This is a genomic window from Actinoplanes sp. URMC 104, from assembly GCF_051386375.1.
Lineage (GTDB): Bacteria > Actinomycetota > Actinomycetes > Mycobacteriales > Micromonosporaceae > Actinoplanes.
Genome location: NZ_JBPQTO010000006.1, coordinates 78,549 through 96,368, shown reverse-complemented (window position 1 = coordinate 96,368; position 17,820 = coordinate 78,549). Strand labels below are relative to the sequence as shown.

Annotated in this window: 21 protein-coding genes and 1 riboswitch; of the genes, 8 read left to right on the top strand and 13 right to left on the bottom strand. The window is 74.6% G+C overall.

Features of this window, described 5'->3' with window-relative positions; translation table 11 throughout:
* The first annotated feature begins 2 nt into the window (after positions 1-2).
* On the top strand, positions 3-524 hold the full coding sequence (locus ACSNN8_RS20995; protein ID WP_436650979.1) for an FxsA family protein: 522 nt from the start codon (positions 3-5) through the stop codon (positions 522-524).
* Between the two features lie 64 nt (positions 525-588).
* Here ACSNN8_RS20995 and ACSNN8_RS20990 read toward each other — a convergent pair whose 3' ends face one another.
* The 4 genes from ACSNN8_RS20990 to ACSNN8_RS20975 all read right to left on the bottom strand — a co-directional run bounded on the left by ACSNN8_RS20990 (position 589) and on the right by ACSNN8_RS20975 (position 4,761).
* Positions 589-927, bottom strand: coding sequence for an RNA polymerase-binding protein RbpA (locus tag ACSNN8_RS20990; RefSeq protein WP_020517072.1), 339 nt, complete (start codon positions 925-927; stop codon positions 589-591).
* Positions 928-1,303: 376 nt separating this feature from the next.
* On the bottom strand, positions 1,304-2,455 hold the full coding sequence (locus ACSNN8_RS20985; RefSeq protein WP_436650977.1) for a serine/threonine protein kinase: 1,152 nt from the start codon (positions 2,453-2,455) through the stop codon (positions 1,304-1,306).
* A gap of 561 nt (positions 2,456-3,016) precedes the next feature.
* Positions 3,017-3,643, bottom strand: a complete 627-nt coding sequence (locus tag ACSNN8_RS20980) for a LysE family translocator (RefSeq protein WP_436651093.1) — start codon at positions 3,641-3,643, stop codon at positions 3,017-3,019.
* Positions 3,644-3,714: 71 nt separating this feature from the next.
* Positions 3,715-4,761 (bottom strand): DUF4037 domain-containing protein, encoded by a 1,047-nt coding sequence (locus tag ACSNN8_RS20975; protein WP_436650976.1) that lies wholly within the window; start codon positions 4,759-4,761, stop codon positions 3,715-3,717.
* A 54-nt stretch (positions 4,762-4,815) separates the two neighbouring features.
* Between ACSNN8_RS20975 and ACSNN8_RS20970 the strand changes: the two genes are divergently transcribed.
* Positions 4,816-5,829, top strand: a complete 1,014-nt coding sequence (locus ACSNN8_RS20970) for an aminoglycoside phosphotransferase family protein (RefSeq protein WP_436650975.1) — start codon at positions 4,816-4,818, stop codon at positions 5,827-5,829.
* A gap of 64 nt (positions 5,830-5,893) precedes the next feature.
* Here the strand turns inward: ACSNN8_RS20970 and ACSNN8_RS20965 are convergent, their stop codons facing one another.
* Genes ACSNN8_RS20965 through ACSNN8_RS20950 form a run of 4 tightly spaced genes read right to left on the bottom strand, consistent with a single transcriptional unit; the run spans position 5,894 to position 8,092 of the window.
* Positions 5,894-6,595, bottom strand: a complete 702-nt coding sequence (locus ACSNN8_RS20965; RefSeq protein WP_436650974.1) for an MOSC domain-containing protein — start codon at positions 6,593-6,595, stop codon at positions 5,894-5,896.
* Positions 6,596-6,612: 17 nt separating this feature from the next.
* Complete coding sequence (locus tag ACSNN8_RS20960) at positions 6,613-7,140, bottom strand: histidine phosphatase family protein (protein ID WP_436650973.1); 528 nt, start codon at positions 7,138-7,140, stop codon at positions 6,613-6,615.
* Positions 7,137-7,898: a CbtA family protein gene (locus ACSNN8_RS20955; RefSeq protein WP_436650972.1), complete on the bottom strand. Its 762-nt coding sequence runs from the start codon at positions 7,896-7,898 to the stop codon at positions 7,137-7,139. The genes ACSNN8_RS20960 and ACSNN8_RS20955 overlap by 4 nt, the downstream gene beginning before the upstream one ends.
* The gene (locus ACSNN8_RS20950; RefSeq protein WP_436650971.1) at positions 7,889-8,092 is read right to left on the bottom strand and encodes a CbtB domain-containing protein; all 204 of its coding nucleotides are present in this window, start codon (positions 8,090-8,092) and stop codon (positions 7,889-7,891) included. Before ACSNN8_RS20950 ends, ACSNN8_RS20955 begins: the two co-directional genes overlap by 10 nt.
* Positions 8,093-8,096: 4 nt before the next feature.
* Positions 8,097-8,246: riboswitch (adenosylcobalamin (AdoCbl) riboswitch) on the bottom strand.
* A gap of 95 nt (positions 8,247-8,341) precedes the next feature.
* Between ACSNN8_RS20950 and mycP the strand changes: the two genes are divergently transcribed.
* Together mycP and ACSNN8_RS20940 are read left to right on the top strand one after the other, a co-directional pair.
* Positions 8,342-9,544, top strand: coding sequence for a type VII secretion-associated serine protease mycosin (gene mycP, locus ACSNN8_RS20945; protein WP_436650970.1), 1,203 nt, complete (start codon positions 8,342-8,344; stop codon positions 9,542-9,544).
* A 21-nt stretch (positions 9,545-9,565) separates the two neighbouring features.
* Entirely contained in the window at positions 9,566-10,234 is a 669-nt protein-coding gene (locus tag ACSNN8_RS20940) for a phosphotransferase family protein (protein ID WP_436650969.1), read from the top strand.
* Between the two features lie 306 nt (positions 10,235-10,540).
* Here the strand turns inward: ACSNN8_RS20940 and ACSNN8_RS20935 are convergent, their stop codons facing one another.
* From ACSNN8_RS20935 to ACSNN8_RS20915, 5 genes are all read right to left on the bottom strand, one after another.
* The gene (locus ACSNN8_RS20935; RefSeq protein WP_436650968.1) at positions 10,541-11,419 is read right to left on the bottom strand and encodes a dihydrodipicolinate synthase family protein; all 879 of its coding nucleotides are present in this window, start codon (positions 11,417-11,419) and stop codon (positions 10,541-10,543) included.
* Between the two features lie 33 nt (positions 11,420-11,452).
* Positions 11,453-12,493, bottom strand: coding sequence for a MerR family transcriptional regulator (locus tag ACSNN8_RS20930; RefSeq protein WP_436650967.1), 1,041 nt, complete (start codon positions 12,491-12,493; stop codon positions 11,453-11,455).
* 77 nt (positions 12,494-12,570) lie between these two features.
* Positions 12,571-13,173 (bottom strand): uridine kinase, encoded by a 603-nt coding sequence (locus ACSNN8_RS20925; protein ID WP_436650966.1) that lies wholly within the window; start codon positions 13,171-13,173, stop codon positions 12,571-12,573.
* Between the two features lie 16 nt (positions 13,174-13,189).
* Positions 13,190-13,981, bottom strand: a complete 792-nt coding sequence (locus ACSNN8_RS20920) for a hypothetical protein (RefSeq protein ID WP_436650965.1) — start codon at positions 13,979-13,981, stop codon at positions 13,190-13,192.
* Positions 13,982-14,028: 47 nt separating this feature from the next.
* Entirely contained in the window at positions 14,029-14,814 is a 786-nt protein-coding gene (locus ACSNN8_RS20915; RefSeq protein WP_436650964.1) for a thioesterase family protein, read from the bottom strand.
* A gap of 228 nt (positions 14,815-15,042) precedes the next feature.
* Here ACSNN8_RS20915 and ACSNN8_RS20910 point away from each other — a divergent pair, with 228 nt between their 5' ends.
* From ACSNN8_RS20910 to ACSNN8_RS20895, 4 genes are all read left to right on the top strand, one after another.
* Positions 15,043-15,579: an alpha/beta hydrolase gene (locus ACSNN8_RS20910; protein ID WP_436650963.1), complete on the top strand. Its 537-nt coding sequence runs from the start codon at positions 15,043-15,045 to the stop codon at positions 15,577-15,579.
* Between the two features lie 91 nt (positions 15,580-15,670).
* A complete protein-coding gene (locus tag ACSNN8_RS20905; RefSeq protein WP_436650962.1) occupies positions 15,671-16,024 on the top strand; it encodes a DUF6204 family protein in 354 nt (117 codons plus the stop codon).
* Positions 16,025-16,126: 102 nt separating this feature from the next.
* Positions 16,127-16,468 (top strand): YciI family protein, encoded by a 342-nt coding sequence (locus ACSNN8_RS20900; protein ID WP_436651092.1) that lies wholly within the window; start codon positions 16,127-16,129, stop codon positions 16,466-16,468.
* Complete coding sequence (locus ACSNN8_RS20895) at positions 16,465-17,691, top strand: RNA polymerase sigma factor (protein WP_436650961.1); 1,227 nt, start codon at positions 16,465-16,467, stop codon at positions 17,689-17,691. The genes ACSNN8_RS20900 and ACSNN8_RS20895 overlap by 4 nt, the downstream gene beginning before the upstream one ends.
* The last annotated feature ends 129 nt before the right edge of the window (positions 17,692-17,820 follow it).

Below are 17,820 nucleotides of genomic sequence, written 5' to 3'. Positions count from 1 at the left end.
GCATGCGTCGTCGAGGACTTGCCCTGCTGCCGCTGGGACTGTCACTGCTGGCGGTCGTCGAGATCGTCGTGTTCATCGCGGTCGCGCACGCCATCGGGTTCGGGTGGGCGATGCTGCTGGGCGTCGCGGCCAGCCTCGCCGGCCTGTCGCTGCTGCGCCGCGAGGGCATGAAGGGCTGGCGCAGCTTCCAGGCCGCCGCCGCGGAGGGCCGCCCGCCGGGCCGTGAGGTGTCGCACTCGCTGGCCGGGCTGCTCGGCGCCCTGCTGCTGGCCGTTCCGGGCTTCGTGTCGGCCGTCGCGGGCCTGGTGCTGCTGCTGCCGCCGGGCCGTCAGCTGGCCCGGCACCAGATGGAGCGGTACGCCGAACGCCGCGTCGGCGGCGCCGTGGCGTCCGACCTGTTCGGCGCCCGCCACGTGCGGGTGCACCCCGGCGAGCCGGTCGCCGAGCCCGCCGCCTCGCCCGCTCAGCGCACGCCGGTCGCCGCGATCGAGGGTGAGGTCATCGAGGGCGAGGTCGTGCGCTGACCGGCGCCCCGGCATGCAAAAGGCCGTCCCCGCTCGGGGACGGCCTTTTCTTCTCTCGTGCGGGTCAGCGGCCCCGGCGGGTCCGGACCTCCTGGAGCCGCTCGTTGAGGATGTCCTCCAGCTCCGAGATCGAACGGCGCTCGAGGAGCATGTCCCAGTGGGTACGCGGCGGCTTGGCCTTCTTCTGCTCCGGCTCGCTGCCGTCGACCAGGCGGGCGACGCTGCCGTCGAACTTGCACTCCCAGGTGGTGGGCACCTCGGCGTCGACGGCGAACGGCACCTCGAACTGGTGGCCCTTCACGCACAGGTACTCTCGGGTCTGCCGGGGCGCCAGCTCGGTGTTGCGGTCGGACTCGTAGCTGACTGCGCCAAGACGGCTGCCGCGCAGCATGCGTTCGCCCATGGTGGCTTCCCCTCGCTCGTGGTGCTGCTCTCGTTGGTGTAACGAAAGGGGCGGCCGTCGGATTCCTACGGTCGCCGTGGTCTCTGGGACCACCGTTGTGACGGTGGTGTTAACGCTACGAGCGTAGCCGCCCGCGGCCCTTACCCGGCACCGCGAACCCCTGCCGTAGTGGACCTTGGTCCACTTTACGGCCTTTGCGAGTTCTCCACGTGATGCGATCTCGGTCACTCGGTCGAGTCGTCCGCATATCGCCCCCGGGTTCGGCTCCGCGCCGACCATTGTTCGTCCGCTCGTCGCCGGAGATGAGAACTCCCGCTGCCTGTTCCTGCCTGGTTTGATGCCCGCCGACGCGCGGATCATGCATCGGTCTCGATGGTCAACTCCGGGCCTGCGCCGGTCCGGTTTGCGCCGGCGTGGCCGGGCGCGCGCCGCCCAGGCTGGCCAGCGCCGAGGCCAGATCGCTCACCTGCGACGACAGCTGGGCGGCCCGGGTCTGCGCGGTCTCGGCCTCCGCCCGCGCCGCCGCGAGCCGGCGTTCCAGGTCCGCGCGGTCGCGTGACGCCCGGTCCAGCTCCTCCCGCGTGCGCAGCAGAGCGTCCCGTTCGGACAGCGCGTCGGCCAGCTCGCGGCGAAGCTGGGCCAGCTCGGCGTCGGCGGCCTCCCGCGCCGCCGCGGCCTGGGAGCGGGTCTGCTCCGCGGCCTCCCGCTGCTCGGCTGCCTCGCGGCGAACCTCCGCCAGCTCCGCCTCGGCGCGCAGGCCCTCCTCGCGCGCGGCGTCGCGGGCCCGGCGCAGCTCCTCGCGCGCCGCGTCCCGCTCGCGGCGCAGCTCCTCGGTGCGGGCCGCTGCTGCCTCCGCGTCGCGCAGGGCCGAGGCGAGCTCACGCTCGGTCGCGTCCCTTTCCCGGCGTACGTCGAGGGTCTCGGCCCGCGCCGTCGCCAGCTCGTCGCGGGCCGCGTCCCGGTCCGCCTCGGCCCGCTCCCGCAGCGCCGCCGCGGCCGTCGCCTCGCGCTGCGCCTCCTGCCTGGCCTGCTGGGCCTCGTCCGCCCGGGCGGCGGCCGTCGTCGCCGCGCGCTCGGCCTCCTCCGCGCGGTGCACCGCCTCGTCCCGCTCGGCGCTCGCCGCCGCTGCCAGCTGCTGGGCCGTGACCGCCTCCGCCGCCGACCGCTCGGCGTCCCGGCGGGCATCGTCCCGTTCGGTGTGCGCGGCCGCGATCTGCCCCGACGTCTCCGCGCGGATCTCCGCTACCTGCCGGTCGACGCCGGCCGGGGAAAGCTCGGAGTGCAGCGCCTCGGTGAGCGAGCCCACGAGCTGATCGAGCCGGTCGACCACCTCCCACGTGCGGGCCACCTGGCCGGCCAGCCCGGGGGAGGAGCGGTGCCGCATGCGCACGTTGCGCGAGGCGCGCTGGCATTCGCCGTCGTTGTCCCGGCAGTAGCGGAACGGCCGCCCGGCCGAGGACCGCTGAGGGACCGGACGTCCACAGTGCGCGCAGGGCCGGGTCTCGGCCGTGGTGTCGTTCTCGTTCATCGCAAGGTCAACCCTAGGCGCGCCACCCCCACCGCCCCCACCGCGACCCGCCGACCACCTTTCATCCTAGGATGCTTTACGCGATGTGCGCCCGCTCACCGACCACGCGACAAAAGCCAAAGGAATCAACGACACCCACGGAAAACGGCCTCAGCCCGCCGCCCGCACGTCGTCGAACCGGAGGCGGGCAGGCCCGGATGCGGTCGCGTCGCCGCGGCCGACCGTTCGGATCGGCCAACTCGATCGCGTCGCCGCGGCCGACCGTTCAGATCGGCCACCTCGATAGGCGCGTCGGGCGAGCCCAGCGCGGGAGCGGTCAGTGTCTCGAGGCGGACGGCCCCGTGCGCCGGGTGAGGGAACCCGACGGCGCGGCAATCGGGTCCGCCATCAGGCGAGTGCGCCGACGTCTGGGAGCGACGGCCGCCGCGGAGTGGTGCCTGCCGGGGCGGACGGGGTGGCGGCCCTTCGAGCGGCATCGCCGGGTGGGCGGCACCGCGGGTGAACGGACGCGGTAGGCGTCTTCCGGCGCACGGCCGCCGTCGGTCCGGCCCTCCGCCTCGGTCAGCGGGCCTCGGTGGCGAGGCGGACCCCGAAGGCGACGATCACCGTGCCGGTGACACGGTCGAGCACGCGCCGCGCCTTCGGGCGGCGCAGCAACCCCCGCAGCCGGCGCGCGGTGGCGACCAGGACGGTCGACCAGACGAGGCCGAGGGCGACGTGCACGCCCGCCAGCAGGATGCCGTAGAGCAGCGGCGTCGCGCCCGCCGGGATGAACTGGGGGAGCAGCGCGACGTAGAAGGCGCCCATCTTCGGGTTGAGCAGGTTGGTCAGCAGGCCGCGCCGCCAGCCGGCGAGGAAGCTCGCGACGGGTTCCGGCTCGTCCGCGGTCTCCGGCTCCGGGCGCCGGGTGGACCACAGCATGCGCACACCCATCCAGACGAGGTAGCCCGCGCCGGCCCAGCGGACCACCTCGTAGGCAACGTGCGACGCCGTGAGCAGCGCCGTGATGCCGGCCGAGGCGAGCACACCCCAGATCAGGGTGCCCGACTGGATGCCCAGCACCACGCCCCACGCCTGCCGCGCCGACCGGACCGTCGCGGTGCGCAGGATGAGGGCGGTGTCGATGCCGGGCGTGAGGGTGAGCAGCCCGACCACCAGGACGAAGGACCACAGCGCAGCAAACGTCATCACCTCCGGAACCTATCCACGCCGCTCGCGCCGCCCGAACCGAATTCTGGGCGGTGGGACGACCGTCACGGTCAGGGGCCGCCCGCCGCGCTCGTCACCGCCCGACAGCGGGCGGGGTCGGTCAGCACCGCGGTGGAGTCGGTGATCTGGTCGACCGAGCCGGTCAGCGGGCGGGCCCGCAAAGCCGGGTCGGTGATCGCCTCGCGCAGCGCCGCGGCGTACCGGTCGGCGCCGATCACCGCGTAGCCCCGGTCGAAGAACTCACGGCGGGTGGCCGGCAGGTCGGCGGCCAGCCCGGACGCGTTCTGCCGCGCGGCGAGGTCCTCCAGGGCCGCGCAGAGCGAGTCCTCGCGGGCGCGGGCGTCGTCGGCGCGTAACGCCTCCGACAGATGCCAGGTGACCGCGGTGGGCGGCAAGGCCGCCGTCAGCCATTTCGTGTAGGGCGGCCAGCGGCGCGACAGCAGGAGCAGCAGCCGGGCCATCTCCCGGCAGAGCCGGGCCGTGATCACCCGGGCGCCGCGCTCGTCGCCCGCCTCGGCCGCGCGGGCGGGGAAGGCCTCCTCCTCGGCGATGCGCTGCCACTGGCAGGCCAGCACGTAGCGCCAGACGTCCGCCGGGTACCACCGCAGGCGCTCGCGGACGGCGCCGACCGCGCCGCCGGGATCGTGGAAGACGGCGCCGCCGGTGACCTCGGCGAGGCGCTGCCACGGCGTGCCCAGCCAGTCCGCCGTGCCGACGCCGCCGGCGGGGTCGAAGCCGAGCAGGCCACGGCACCAGTCGGGGAACGGGGTGATCGTGACGTAGTGGTCGACCGGCCCGTCGGTGTCGGCCATCGACCGCACCCGCGCGCCGGGTGGTTCGAAGTGGGTGGACCAGCCGCGGAACCGCCGGGGCAGCATCTCGCTGAGCATGGCGCCCAGCTCGCCGGTGTCGTCGTCGACGAACAGCTCGAGCCGGGGTCCCCAGTCGTGATCGGTGGAGCGGGGCGTGTCGAGGCCGAGCACGTCGGAGCCGGGACCCAGCCGCGCCGCCGCGTGGGGGAGCGCGCCGAGCAGCGGCCGGACGGCCTCGGCGTAGAAGAGGCGGGAGAGTTCGAGACCGGGCAGGAATGCAGGCATGCGCGGAAAGGTAGCGGCAGCCACCGACGATTTCGCGCCGATTACTGTCGGCCTGTGGAAAACCTGCTCCGTCCCGGTTGGACCGCCGAGGAGCTTGTCCACAGCACGGCGAACGAGGTGACCGGCGGCGTCTGGCGGGTCTACCGTGACGCAGGCACCGCGATCCTCAAGATCGCGACGCCGAGGAGAGAGGGCGCCGCCGCGCACCTGGCGGCCGGCACCGACCCGGGACACTTCAACTATTGGCGGCGCGAGCCCGAGGCGTACGCCTGCGGGCTTGTCGCGACCGGTCTGCCCGGCCTGCCCGGGCCGCGCGTCTACGAGGAGGTGGACTGCCCCGACGGTTCGGTGGCGATGTGGCTGGAGGACGTGACCGGCACGGCCGGGACGGACGCGAGCGTGGCCCAGCTGGGCGACGTGGCGTTCCGGCTCGGCGGCGCACACGCGCGGTGGCTGGGCGACCCGCCGCAGCAGCCGTGGCTCGCGCGGGACTGGTTGCGGGACTACACGATGGCGAACGCGTCGGACGCCGAGCCGGACTGGGACCATCCGGTGCCGGCGGCGGCGTGGGGGCCGTCGTTGCGTGCGGGGCTGCGCCGGTTGTGGGAGCGCCGCGCGGAGGTCCTCGCGCTGGCCGACGAGCTGCCGCGGACGCTGTGCCACCACGACGTCTGGCCGATGAACCTGGTGTTCGCGCCGCGCGGCCCGGTGCTGCTGGACTGGGCCTGCTGCGGGCCGGGGGCGATCGGGGAGGACCCGGCGAACCTGGCGCTGGACACGTTCTTCGACGGGTTGATCGACATCGGGCTGCTGGACGAGGTGCTGGAGGTGGTGGGCGAGCAGTATCGGCGCGGGCTGGACGGCGCGGTCGACGACGCCACGGTGCGCCGGGCGATCCTGACGTGCGGCGCGGCGAAGTATTTCTGGCTGGCGCCGCGGATGGTGACCGCCGCGGTGCGGGGCACGGGGCGTACGCCGAGCTACGACACGCGCGGCGTGCAGGACATGCTGGCCGGGCGGGCCCCGGTGCTGTCCGTGGTCGCCCGCTGGGCCGACGAGGTGCTGTGAGCGTCGCACCGGCGCGGCGCCGACCGGTCAGGTGAGGTCCGGCCGTCCCGGCGGAGGCGCAGGGTCACGCCAGCGAGCAGGCGTCGCCGACCGTGACCCGACCGGGCCGCTCCACCGTCGCGAACACGCCGAAGGTCAGGTCGTGGTGGTCGGCCAGCGCCTTGAGCAGATCGTCGCGGCGGGCCGCCCGGTCCTGCGCCATGTCGATCATGACGCAGCGGGTGAGCGGGCGGACCGGTCGCAGGACGACCTGCGGGCCGACTCGCAGCAGGCTGCCCGGCCAGTCGTCCTCGGGGAAGCCGCTGCCGGGCAGGTCGATCAGCAGGTTCGCGCGGAACCGCAGGGGTTCGGGGTCGGTGCCGCCGGTCAGTTCGGCCAGGCGGCGCAGGGCGGCCGTGGTGATGAGGCTGACCGGGCCTTCGTCGTGGTGCGGGACGTCCGCCTCCGCGGTGAGGGTGACCGTCCGGCCGAGCACGTCGCTGACGGCTCGGTGCCCGTGCGGGTCGTCGGCGGTGAAGCGGCGGCCGTCGGGCAGCTCGACGAGGGGAGCCTGCGAGCCGGGCTGCGCCGCCCGGGCGCGCAGCTCGAACAGGCCGGGCATCCGGCGGAACCGGCGGGTGTTCTTGCCGCTGCCGAACTTGCCGTCCGGGTCGCGTACCGCCCACAACCGGTCGCCCGCGAGGCCCCGCTCGCCCACCTCGGCGGCCGGCACGACCTCGCCGAGCAGGGACTTGACGGGGTAGCGGCGGATCTCGGCGACCTTCACGAGCCGACAGTAGAAGATCAGCGGATGGCGAGGTGCCAGCGGCCGGCGCGGTGGGTGAGCCAGGAGACCGACAGCGGCGCCACGTCGAGGCGCCAGATGCCGTCGGCGGGCAGGCCGAGCGCGGACGCGAGCAGCGCCCGCACGACGGCGGGATGGGCGACGGCGGTGAGCGTGCGACCGGCCTGGGCGTCGAGCCACCGGCCGGCGCGGGCGGTCACGGCGGTGAGCGACTCGCCGCCGTGCGGGGTGGCGTCGGGGGAGGTCAGCCAGTCGGCCAGGTCGACATCGGCGAGGCCCCGCCCGGTCCAGGCGCCGTAGTCGATGTCGGCCAGCTCGGCGGCCACGGCGAACGACGTCGCGCCCAGGGCCGAGGCGGTCTGGGCTGCGGCGGCGGACGGCGCGCACACCCACGGCCCGGCGGTGGGAAAGGGGCACAGCGCCAGAGCGGCGTTGCGGCCGCCCTCGTCGAGGTCGTCGTCGCCGCCGAACACGGCCCGGCGCAGGGACGGGGTGTGGGCGGCGGCGACGACGCGCAGTCGGCTCACGCGGCGGAGACGGGCTCCCGGCGGGCGGCGCCGCGGCGCCCCGTGACCGAGACCAGCGCGGCGAACGCCAGGCCCAGAGCGGTCCAGAGCACGACCTGGGTGCCCAGCGACGCGAGCCGGAACGACCACAGCAGGTCGGCCGGGAACGTGTCGGGCACCTCGTCGACGGCGGGCAGCAGCACGTACCCGACCACGACGACGACCAGGAACGCGGCCACGGCGGCGACCGCCTGGCGCCACTCGACCGGCTGGGTGCGCTTGGCCACGACGGCGGCCCAGACCGCGACCAGGCCGATCACGAGGATCGCCAGGTAGCTGATGGTGCGCTGGTTGATCGTGGCGGGGTTGCCGACGGCGGGTGGGTCGGGCGGATATTTGACGTACGGCACCAGCACGATCCCGAGCAGGGCGGCGCCCGCCAGGCTCAGCGCGGCACGGGTGTCGCTCGGGGTGCGCAGGCGCCGGCGCAGCAGCGTGTACGCGGTGGCGAGCAGCCCGCCCATGGCCGCGCCGTAGAGCGCGGTGGCCAGGAACAACCCGCCCTTCTGCCCGTTGCGGCTGACCAGCTCGTCGTCGTGGTGGTTCGCCTCGCCGGTGGCGTGGGCGGTGGCCTCCTCGATCGCGATCGCCGCGTCCACCGCGGGCTCGCCGGCGACGTACGCGAACGTGCCGGCCAGCAGACCGGCGATGAGACCCGCGAGCAGGCCCCGCAGCAGCAGGGCGCCGTAGCCGGACGCTGAGCCGCGGCTCAGTGACACGGGACGCCGAGCAGGTGGCGACCGTCGTGCATCAGCTCGTGCAGGTACATGCCGCTGCGCGAGACGGCACCCTGGTCGAATGCGACCAGATAGGTGACCAGCAGCAGCAGCGCGACGACGGCGAGGGCCGTGAGGAGCAGGCGCCGCGAGACGGCGGGGGTGCTCAGCTGACCGGCGGTCGTGACCTTGGGCATGGTGGAACCTCCTTGCGGGATGACGCGTCCCGTCCGACAGGCTGCGACGCGTGAGCGTCCTGACTCACGGGAACCGACGGCTCCCGTTCACAGTGGCGCGACCGCACCGGACTCTCACCGGTTTCCCTCACGACGCCGCAGATGGTTCCCACAACCTAGCTGTGCGGTCCCTGGGCGCACAACCGGAACTGTCGCACCGCCTCGCTACGATCCAACCCGGAAACAGGCTCGCGGTATCGGAGGTGGACGATGCAGTGGCGCCGGGTGGTGGCCGCCGCGGCGGTGCTCGCCGCGCTGCTGACGGTGCCCGCGCCGGCCCGCGCGGCCGTGGTCTGCCAGACCGTCGCCCAGCCGTCGCCGGTGGCCTCGGGGGTGCCGGTCGAGGATCAGGTGTACGACCCCCGCCGGCTCGCGAGCTTCGCCACGGGCGCCGGCGTGCGGGTCGCCGTGATCGATTCCGGGGTCGACGCCACCCATCCCCAACTGCGCGGACACGTCGTCCAGGGCGCCGACTTCCTGCACGACGAGCGCTCGGGCCGGCAGGACTGCAACGGCCACGGCACGGCGGTCGCGAGCATCATCGGCGCCGCCCCGGCCGAGGACACGGGCTTCCAGGGCCTCGCCCCCGACGCGGTGATCGTTCCGGTACGCATCAGCGAGCAGCAGGAGATCGACGGCAAGGCGGTCGGGGACCGCGGCACCCCGGCGCAGTTCGCCGACGCCATCGACTGGGCGGTCGGCGAGGGCCGCGCCGACGTGATCAACATCTCGCTGGTGATGACCGAGAACAACGACGACGTCCGCCGGGCCGTCGCCCGCGCCGTCGCGGCCGGCGTCGTGGTCGTGGCCGCCGCGGGCAACAACGGCGACCGGGGCAACCCCGACCCGTTCCCGGCGCTCTATCCGGGCGTGATCGGCGTCGGCGCGATCGCCGGCAACGGCGTGCGCGCCTCGTTCACCCAGCAGGGCGACTACGTCGATCTGGTGGCCTACGGCGACCCGGTGACCGCGGCGAGCCTCATCTCCGGGCACCGGACGCTGCAGGGCACCAGCTTCTCCGCGCCGTTCGTCTCGGCCACCGCGGCGCTGATCAAGCAGCGGTTCCCGCGGCTGAGCCCGGGCCAGGTCCGTGACCGGCTGATCGCCACGGCCGACCCCGTTCCCGCCGGCGGGCGCGGCACCGCGTACGGCTTCGGCGCGCTCAACCCGTACCGGGCGCTGACCGCCACCCTCGGCCCGCAGGCCCGCCCCGCGCCGGTCCCCGAGCTGATGAACGCGAACGATCCCGCCGCGGCCGCCCTCGCCGCGCGCCGCGCGCGGTCGCAGCACAGGGCGCTGCTGGTCGCCGCGGTCGGCGCCGGCGTGGTGCTGCTGCTGGGCGTGGCCGCCGTCGTCGTCCGCCAGGGCCGCCGCCGCGGCTGGCGGGCTGCGACGCCCGGCCGGGCCGGCTGAGGCCGAGCGGCGGGCGAGACGATGCGGCCCCTGCGGCACGGCTACACCAACGACACCCGCGGCGACGGGTCCGTGGTGCTCAAGCGCTACCGGGGCGGGCACGACCAGGCGCTGCGGCGCGGCACCGAGCTGGCGGTGCTCGAGCGGCTCCCGGTCGGGCTGCCGGTGCCGCGGGTGCTCGACGCGCCGGAGGGGGCGCTGCGGTTGCAGCAGCTGCCCGGCAGGCACGGGCAGGACCTGATCGCCGAGGGCCTGGCCGGGCCGGTGCTGCGCGGCTGCGGCGCCCTGCTGCGCCGGGTCCAGCAGGTCGACGTGAGCGCGGTCTTCCCCGGCACGGCCCCGGCCACCGGGTGGGTGCTCGTGCACGGCGACTACGGGCCCAACAACATGCTGTTCGACCCGGACACGTTCCGGGTCACGGCGCTGCTGGACTGGGAGTGGGCGCACCCGGGCGACCCGGCCGAGGACCTCGCCTGGTGCGAGTGGATCGTGCGGCGGCACCATCCGGAGGCCGTCGAGGCGCTCGGGGAGCTGTTCGCGGGCTACGGCGTGCGCCCGTCGTGGGCGCGGCGCCACGCGGCGATGGCGGCCCGGTGCGAGAGCTTCGTCGAGCTTTTCCGGGCGGGCCCGCCCGCGGCGCGGCGCCTCTGGCAGGACAACCTCGCGCTCACCCTGTCCTGGAGGGAGTGAGCCGGGCGGATCGCGCTGCCGTGGCGGGTCGGCCGGACAGCCGCCGAGCCCGGTCGGCCGCTCCGGCGGACGCCTGCGCGGCGGGGAACCCGCCAGCTCCGCGGGGGAGAGCGCGGACGGCCGCGGAGATGGCGCCTACGCCGGGGGGAGAGCGCGGACGGCCGCCTGCCGTGGCGGGTCGGCCGGACAGCCGCCGAGCCCGGTCGGCCGCTCCGGCGGACGCCTGTGCGGCGGTGAACCCGCCAGCTCCGCGGGGGCGGACTGCCGCGCCGCGGGGGAGAGCGCAGACGGCCGCGGAGATGGCGCCTACGCCGGGGGGAGAGCGCGGAGGGCTGCGGTGACGGACGCCTGCGCCGCGGTGACGGACTGCTCCGCGGCGGCGAGCAGCGGCAGCCGTACGGCGGGGGTGGGGATCCGGCCGGTGGCGTGCAGCAGACCCTTGGTGACCGTCGGGTTGGGCTCGGCGAACAGGGCCGCCGACAGCGGCGCCAGGCGGTGCCCGAGCGTGCGGGCGCGGGCGGCGTCGCCGGCGTGCCAGGCGGCGATCAGCGCGGCGAACCCGGCGGTGGCCACGTGCGCCGAGGCGAGGATGCCGCCGTGGGCGCCCAGGGCCAGCAGCGGGGAGATGAACGCGTCGTCGCCGCCGAGGACGGCGAAGCCGGCGGGCGGGTCGGCCATCAGCGCGATCGTGTCGGCGTCGATGCCGCCCGCGGCGAGCTTGATGCCGGCCACGCCCGGAACGGCCGCGAGGCTGCGCAGGGTGTCCGCCGACAGGGGCTGCGCCGTCCGGTACGGGACGTGGTAGATCACCAGCGGCACGGGGCTCGCGGCGGCCAGCGCGCTCAGGTGGGCGAGCACGCCCTGCTCGCCGGGCCGCACGAACGGCGGCACCAGCGTCAGCGCGGCCGCCGCCGAGACGGGCACCGAGGCCAGCGCCGCCGCGTCGTTGGCGCCGACGATCAGCTGCGCCGAGCGGTCGCGGCACACGCCGGCGAGCAGGTCGAGCACGGCGGCGCGTTCGGCGGGCGACAGGGACGCCGGCTCGGCGGTGGTGCCGAGCGCGACGATCCCGGCCGCCCCGCCGTCGAGCACGTCATGCGCGAGCCGTTCCAGCGACGCCTGCGCGAGGCTGCCGTCGGGCGCGAACGGGGTGATGAGCGGGACGTACAGGCCACCCAGAGTCATGGGTGCACGGTGACAGCGCGTACCGGCCGGGGTCTACGGGTTTTCGTCGGCGAACCAGGCCGCGCAGGCGAGGTTGTCGGGGGCGCCGGCGGCCCTGGCCCGGGCGATCAGGCGGTCGACGGCCTGCTGCGGGTCGGTGGCGGAGGCGAGCGTCTCGCGCAGGTCGTCGCGGGGCACGACCGTGTGCAGGCCGTCGGAGCAGAGCAGGTAGCGGTCGCCGGGCAGCACGGTGCGCAGCGCCAGGTCGGCCTCGACGGTGTCGCCGGCGCCCAGGGCCCGCACGAGGATCGCCCGCTGCGGGTGGCCGGCGGCCTCCGCGGCGTCCATCCTGCCCTGGTCGACCTGGGTGCGGACCCAGGTGTGGTCCTGGGTCAGCAGCGACAGCTCGCCGCCGCGCAGCAGGTAGGCGCGGGTGTCGCCGACGTGCACGAGCGCCAGCTGGGAGCCGCCGCGCAGCAGCGCGGTCAGCGTGGTGGCCGGCTGCTCCTCCGGCGACAGGTCACGCACCGTACGGTCGGCGGCCGTCACGGCCGAGGCGATGGCGGAGAGCAACTCGACTCCGGCGCCTTCGAGCGGTTTGAGCGCGTCGATCGCCGCGCCGGCCGCGGCGGCGCCGTACGGGCCTCGGACGCCGTCGGCCACCGCGATCAGGTGGTCGCCGGCGTACGCCCGGTCCTCGCCGGTGTCGCGGGCGGTGCCGGGGTCGGTGGCCGCCGCGTAGCGGAACTCGGTCATGGTGTCGTCCCTTCCGGACAGGTGCCGAACGAGGCCGGAGGTGAGCCGGGCGCGCGCCGCGGTGTCGAGCGTGACCCGCTGCCAGTAGGCGCCGATCGCGTCCGCCGCCTCGGCCGCGGGCAGGTCGCACACCGTACGGATCTCCGCCAGCGGCATCCCGATCTCGCGCAGGCGGCCGATCAGCCGGGCCCGGGCGAGCTGCGAGTCGTCGTAGTAGCGGTAGCCGTTCTCGGCGTCGACCGCCGCGGGCGCCAGCACGCCCAGCTCGTCGTAGAGCCGCAGCGCCTTGGGGGTCAGCTTCGCCGCACGGGCGAACGCCCCGATCGTCAGCAGGCCCACGGTGACATCCTCCTCGTGCCGGTCACCGCGACCGGCAGGACCCACGCTGGGCGTTGCCCCAGGGTCAAGGTCAAGACCTACGGGTGCCGCAGGATCCGCGGCCGGCTCAGGTCGCTGTGGTCGATCAGCACGTCGGCGCGCTGCTGCGGGCGGCAGGCGGCGAAGTACAGCCGCTGCCCGCCGACGTAGCGGGCCACGGCGGGATGGGCGGGGTCGGCCGGGAAGCCGTCGCGGGCGGCCAGGCGCGGCACGGTCACCTCGAACGGCGCGTCCAGGAAGATCGTGAGCTCCCAGTGCGCGCGCAGCTCGTCACGGTGCAGGAAGAGCCCGTCGACGATCAGGACGGCGTCCGGCGGCGCGGTCTCCGGCTGCGTTTCCAGGACCGCGTCCGTACGCACGTCGTGCACGGCCCGGCGGAAGCGGCGATCCCCGCCCGGCCCCAGCGGCAGCAGCACCTCGGACAGCAGCGCGGGGTAGTCGTAGCTGTCCAGCCAGAACCCTTCGGGGGACTGCCGGCCGCGCCGATGGCGCACGGACGCGGGGTTGTGGAAGTCGTCGGCCGAGACCTGCAGCACGCCGCGGCCGCGGGCCCGCAGCGACCGGGCGAGCTCGGCGGCGAAGGTGGTCTTGCCGACGCCGTCCACGCCGTCGACGGCCACCCGGGGCGCGCCCGCGGGCACCCAGGCGGTGACCCGGTCAGTCGTAGTAGAAATCGAACGCCTCGCCGGTGCGCCGGGGCTTGGTGATGCCCGAGGGCTTGCCGTGCCCGGAGAACCTCGTCGTCATCGTGATGGTCTCGTCGGCGGTGATCTTCGCGTTGATGACGGTGACCCGGCCCTGGGCGTCGGTGGTGGCGCTGAAGGCGCCTTCGGTGGTGCCGAGGCCGAACACGATGATGCTGGGCGCGCCCAGCGGCAGGAACTCCTCGGTGTCCGGCGGGTTCTGGTCGAACGTGCCGGTGAAGGTGTGCGGACCGCTCTGCCGCACCTTGCGCAGCGCGCCGCTGAACGCCGCGAGCCCGACCGGGTCGGCCAGGTCGACGCGGTACATGCTGTCCTTCTTGAGCCGGCCCATGTCCAGGTGCACCCAGCGGGACTCGCCGGGCTCCTTGGTGTAGAGGTCGTCGGCGATCACCAGCATCTGCAGCGTGTGCGGGTTCGCGCCGCCGGTGTACTTCATGCTGGACTGCAGCTTGCGGCTGCGGCGGTCGAACGTGCCGGTGCCGGCGACGCGCTGCTTGTCGGGCAGCTGGCTGCTGACGCTGTACTTGTAGGTGGCGTTGTGGGTCTTGCGCAGCGCGGCCCGGAACACCTCGATGGCTTCGGGTCCGGTCTTCTGCGGTACGGGCGGGGCCGAGGCGGGCGCCGTCCCGGTGGACACGGCAGGGGCCGTCCCGGCGGGGGCGGCGGGGGCCGAGCGGACGGCGACGGCGGGTAGGCACCCGGCCAGCAGCAGGCCGGTCCCGGCCAGGACGAGTACGGCTTTCATGGTTCCCCCGTTGTGCGTGGCAGCCCGCACACCTTAATCGACTCGCGTCACACCCGGACGCCCGCGAGCTGGGTCGCCTGGGCCACCAGCGCGCCGGTGGAGTCCCACACCTCGACCGTCTCGTCCATGCGGCCGGAGGTGATCTCGCTGGAGGTCATGAGGACCCGCACCGGGCCGGGCGCGGGCAGGCGCCGCACGTACGCGGTGAGGCTCAGCGTCGGCGCCCAGCCGGTGATGCCCAGCGTGAGCGACACCGGGGGCGCCGGGTCGGTGGCGATGAGCAGGCTCAGCGGGTCCCAGTCGGCGCCGTCGGCCAGGCGCAGCCAGCCGGCCACCCGTCCGTCCTGCGACGGCTGCCCGACGGCGAAGCCGAGGCAGGCCGGGTCGAGCCGGTGCTCCACGAGGTCGAGCAGCGGCACGGTGAACGGCGACCCGGGCGCCTCGGCGGTCAGCCGCAGGCAGTCCTCCTCGGCGGGCAGGTCGGGCACCTTGGCCCGGCCCCACCAGGCGGCGGAGGAGTCGAGCGTGCCCTGGGTGACCAGGGCTTCCGCGCACGGCCGGCCGTCCTGCTCGAGGCGGGCGCGGTACTGCCCGGCGGTGCGCCCGGCGCGCAGCAGGTCGACGGTCACGGTGGCGGGTCCCGGAGCGGGCGGGCGCAGGAACGTCGTGGTCATCGCCAGCAGGTGGGGGAGCTCGGACCGGCCGGCGACGGCGCGGCCGAGGACCGCCATCAGGTAGCCGCCGTGCAGTTTGTCGCCGACCGCCCAGCCCGGGTCGAGCTCGGCGGTGGCGCCGTCGGCGGCCAGGGCGGTCGCCTCGCTGAAGGTTGTCACCCGCTCACCGTAGGAGCGGCGACGCCACCGGTCGATCCCGCCGCCCGCCTTCGCGGCACATCTCATACCCGTCCCGAACCTGTTTCCTATCTTCCTAGGATGCCTTACAGGTCGAGATCAACCACACAGCGGAGGCGACCCTGCGGGCCGCCCCTGACCCCGAGAAACCGGAAACAGTTCGGTGGCCGGCGCATCGCGTTCCGGTCCGTGCCCGGTTAGCGTCGGCGCATGGCGGACGCGGTGGTCATTCCGGGCGGCAGTTTCGGCAGCGCGGCGGGTTTGCTGATGTACGCGGGGGATGTGCCGGGGTTTCGCGGTGCGACGGTGCACCGTCACGAGTGGACCGAGCCGCGGCCGCCGGCGGAGTTCGAGCCGGCCGCCGAGACGTGGGTGCACGATCAGGTGCGGCCGGTGCTGGACGGTGTCGGCGGGCAGCCGTTGCTGATCGGCAAGTCGATGGGCTGCTACGCGGCGGGGCTCGCGGCGCAGCGCAGCCTGCCGGCGGTGTGGTTGACGCCCGTGCTGACCGTGCCGTGGGTGCCGGCGGCGCTCGAGCGGGCGACGGCGCCGTTCCTTCTCGTGGGTGGCACCGCCGATCGGTTGTGGGATCGCCGGTTGGCGCGGCGGGTGTCGCCGTACGTGGTGGAGGTGCCGGCGGCGGATCACGGCTTGTACGTTCCGGGGCCGTTGACGGACACGATCGCGGTGCTGGCGCGGGTGGTGGTGGCGATCGACGAGTTCCTGGACGAGATCGGGTGGCCGTGAGTAATCCGGTTTCGGCCGGTGCGGCGGGGGTCGATACTGGCCCGCGCGTGCCGGTGGTCGCCGGGGCGGTGTGCAGCGGGAAGGAACGACGATGGGCCGGACTGTGCGGGTGACCGTGCGCGGGAGTTTCGACAATCTGAGCGCGGAGCAGCTGGCTGCGCTGGTGGCGGACGGCGCCGGGCACGACTTTCTGAACACGCAGTACACGCCGGAGGGTTATCTGGCGTACGACCTGCCGGGCCGGCCGTTCTTCACGTTCCGGTTCGTCGAGGAGGTGGCGGACGCCGACGAGGTGCCGCAGGCCGGGGTGCGGGCGCAGGCGAAGGCGGAGGCGTGGATGGCCGCGCGCGGTTATCCGGTGAAGAACCTGACGACGCAGACGGTGGACATGGCCGAGGTGCCGTTGGGCAAGCGCGGCCGTCGTGAGGCCGAGCGGAAGTCCTGATTCTTTCTCGCCGGCTGTTGTCGACGGGGGCGGGTTTCGTTCGTCGTGTGGGTGTGCGGCGGGTGTGCCGCCGCCGTCGGGAAGAGGGTGACCGTGAAGTACATGCTGCTGATCCACGCCGGGTCGATCATGGAGGACGGCTCGGCGAGCGACTGCGACGTGCAGGACTGGATGAACTTCGACAAGGCGGTGCGCGACGCGGGGATCTACGTGTCGGGTGAGTCGCTGGCCGACCTGGTGACGGCGACGACCGTACGGGTGGCCGCCGACGGGGCGCGGACCGTGGTGGACGGGCCGTTCGCCGAGACGCGGGAGGTGCTCGGCGGGTTCTACGTGATCGACGTGCCGGATCTGGATGTGGCGCTGGACTGGGCGGCGCGGTGCCCGGGGGCGCGGGGCAGCGGGTCGGTGGTCGTGCGTCCGGTTGCCGACTTCGGGGCGTGAGCACGTCCGAGGCGGTGGAGGCCGTGTTCCGTGAGGAGCACGGCCGGCTGCTCGGTGCGCTGGTGCGCCGGTTCGGTGATCTGGATCTGGCGGAGGAGGTCACGTCGGCGGCGATCGAGGCGGCGCTGGTGCACTGGCCGGCCGAGGGGGTGCCGCGGCGCCCGGGTGCGTGGTTGATGGCGACGGCGCGGCGCAAGGCGGTGGACCGGTTGCGGCGGGATCGGGCGTACGCGGCGAAGCTGGCTTTGTTGCAGGTGGACAGCGTCGCGGAGATGCCGGAGGGCGCCGAGTTGCCGGATGACCGGTTGCAGTTGTTCTTCACGTGTGCGCATCCGGCGCTGGCGGACGAGGTGCGGGGGGCGTTGACGTTGCGGTGCCTGGCCGGGCTGGGCACGGCGGAGGTGGCGCGGGCGTATCTGGTGCCGCAGGCGACGATGGCGCAGCGGATCGTCCGGGCGAAACGCAAGATCGCTGAGGCGCGGATCCCGTTCCGGGTGCCGGGTGCGGACGAGTTGCCGGAGCGGTTGCCCGGGGTGCTGCAGGTGCTGTATTCGATCTTCACCGAGGGGTATGTGGCCAGCGCGGGCCCGTGTCTGCAGCGGGTGGATCTGGCGGAGGAGGCGATCCGGCTGGTGCGGATCCTGCGGGGTCTGCTGCCGGCGGAGCGTGAGGTGGCCGGGCTGCTGGCGTTGATGGTGCTGGTGCATGCGCGGCGGGAGGCCCGTACGGCCGGGGACGGTTCGCCGGTGCTGCTGGCTGATCAGGACCGGTCGCGCTGGGACGCCGCGTTGATCGCCGAGGGGTTGCGGCTGGTGCCGTTGGCGCTGGCGGGCGGGCCGGTGGGTCCGTACGGTGTGCAGGCCGCGATCGCCGCCCTGCACGTCGAGGCGGCGTCGGTGGAGACCACCGACTGGCCGCAGATCGTGGCGCTGTACGACGTGTTGCTGGCGGTGAGCCCGTCCCCGGTCGTCGCCGTGAACCGGGCCGCCGCCGTGGCGATGCGGGATGGCCCCGCCGCGGGTCTGGCTCTGCTGGACGGGTTGGCCGGCGATGAGCGTTTGCGGGCGTACGCGCCTTTGCACATCGCCCGCGCCGACCTGTTGCAGCAGGCCGGCCGTGCCGCCGAGGCCGCGGAGGCGTACGGCCGGGCTCTGGATCTTGCCGGCACGGAGCCGGAGCGCGCTTTCCTGCGTCACCGGTTGGACGGCGTCGCCGGCTCCTGACCTGTCCGAGTCAGCGGCCGGTCGTCGCCGGGCGTGGGCCGGCCGTGCGATCCGCCAGCCGTTCCTTGCCCAGCGCATAGGTGCGCTGAGCACGGGTACCGGGCGAACGTTCACGACGGTCGTTGGGGA

Bases quoted from the DNA above. Each gene is read 5' to 3' on its own strand.
- ACSNN8_RS20950 (WP_436650971.1), bottom strand. From the start codon at position 8,092: ATGCCCAAGGTCACGACCGCCGGTCAGCTGAGCACCCCCGCCGTCTCG.
- ACSNN8_RS20935 (WP_436650968.1), bottom strand. From the start codon at position 11,419: ATGACTCTGGGTGGCCTGTACGTCCCGCTCATCACCCCGTTCGCGCCC.
- ACSNN8_RS20905 (WP_436650962.1), top strand. From the start codon at position 15,671: ATGGGCCGGACTGTGCGGGTGACCGTGCGCGGGAGTTTCGACAATCTG.
- ACSNN8_RS20900 (WP_436651092.1), top strand. From the start codon at position 16,127: ATGCTGCTGATCCACGCCGGGTCGATCATGGAGGACGGCTCGGCGAGC.
- ACSNN8_RS20995 (WP_436650979.1), top strand. From the start codon at position 3: ATGCGTCGTCGAGGACTTGCCCTGCTGCCGCTGGGACTGTCACTGCTG.
- ACSNN8_RS20985 (WP_436650977.1), bottom strand. From the start codon at position 2,455: ATGAACGAGAACGACACCACGGCCGAGACCCGGCCCTGCGCGCACTGT.
- ACSNN8_RS20975 (WP_436650976.1), bottom strand. From the start codon at position 4,761: ATGCCTGCATTCCTGCCCGGTCTCGAACTCTCCCGCCTCTTCTACGCC.
- mycP (WP_436650970.1), top strand. From the start codon at position 8,342: ATGCAGTGGCGCCGGGTGGTGGCCGCCGCGGCGGTGCTCGCCGCGCTG.
- ACSNN8_RS20940 (WP_436650969.1), top strand. From the start codon at position 9,566: ATGCGGCCCCTGCGGCACGGCTACACCAACGACACCCGCGGCGACGGG.
- ACSNN8_RS20990 (WP_020517072.1), bottom strand. From the start codon at position 927: ATGGGCGAACGCATGCTGCGCGGCAGCCGTCTTGGCGCAGTCAGCTAC.
- ACSNN8_RS20910 (WP_436650963.1), top strand. From the start codon at position 15,043: ATGGCGGACGCGGTGGTCATTCCGGGCGGCAGTTTCGGCAGCGCGGCG.
- ACSNN8_RS20980 (WP_436651093.1), bottom strand. From the start codon at position 3,643: ATGACGTTTGCTGCGCTGTGGTCCTTCGTCCTGGTGGTCGGGCTGCTC.
- ACSNN8_RS20920 (WP_436650965.1), bottom strand. From the start codon at position 13,981: ATGAAAGCCGTACTCGTCCTGGCCGGGACCGGCCTGCTGCTGGCCGGG.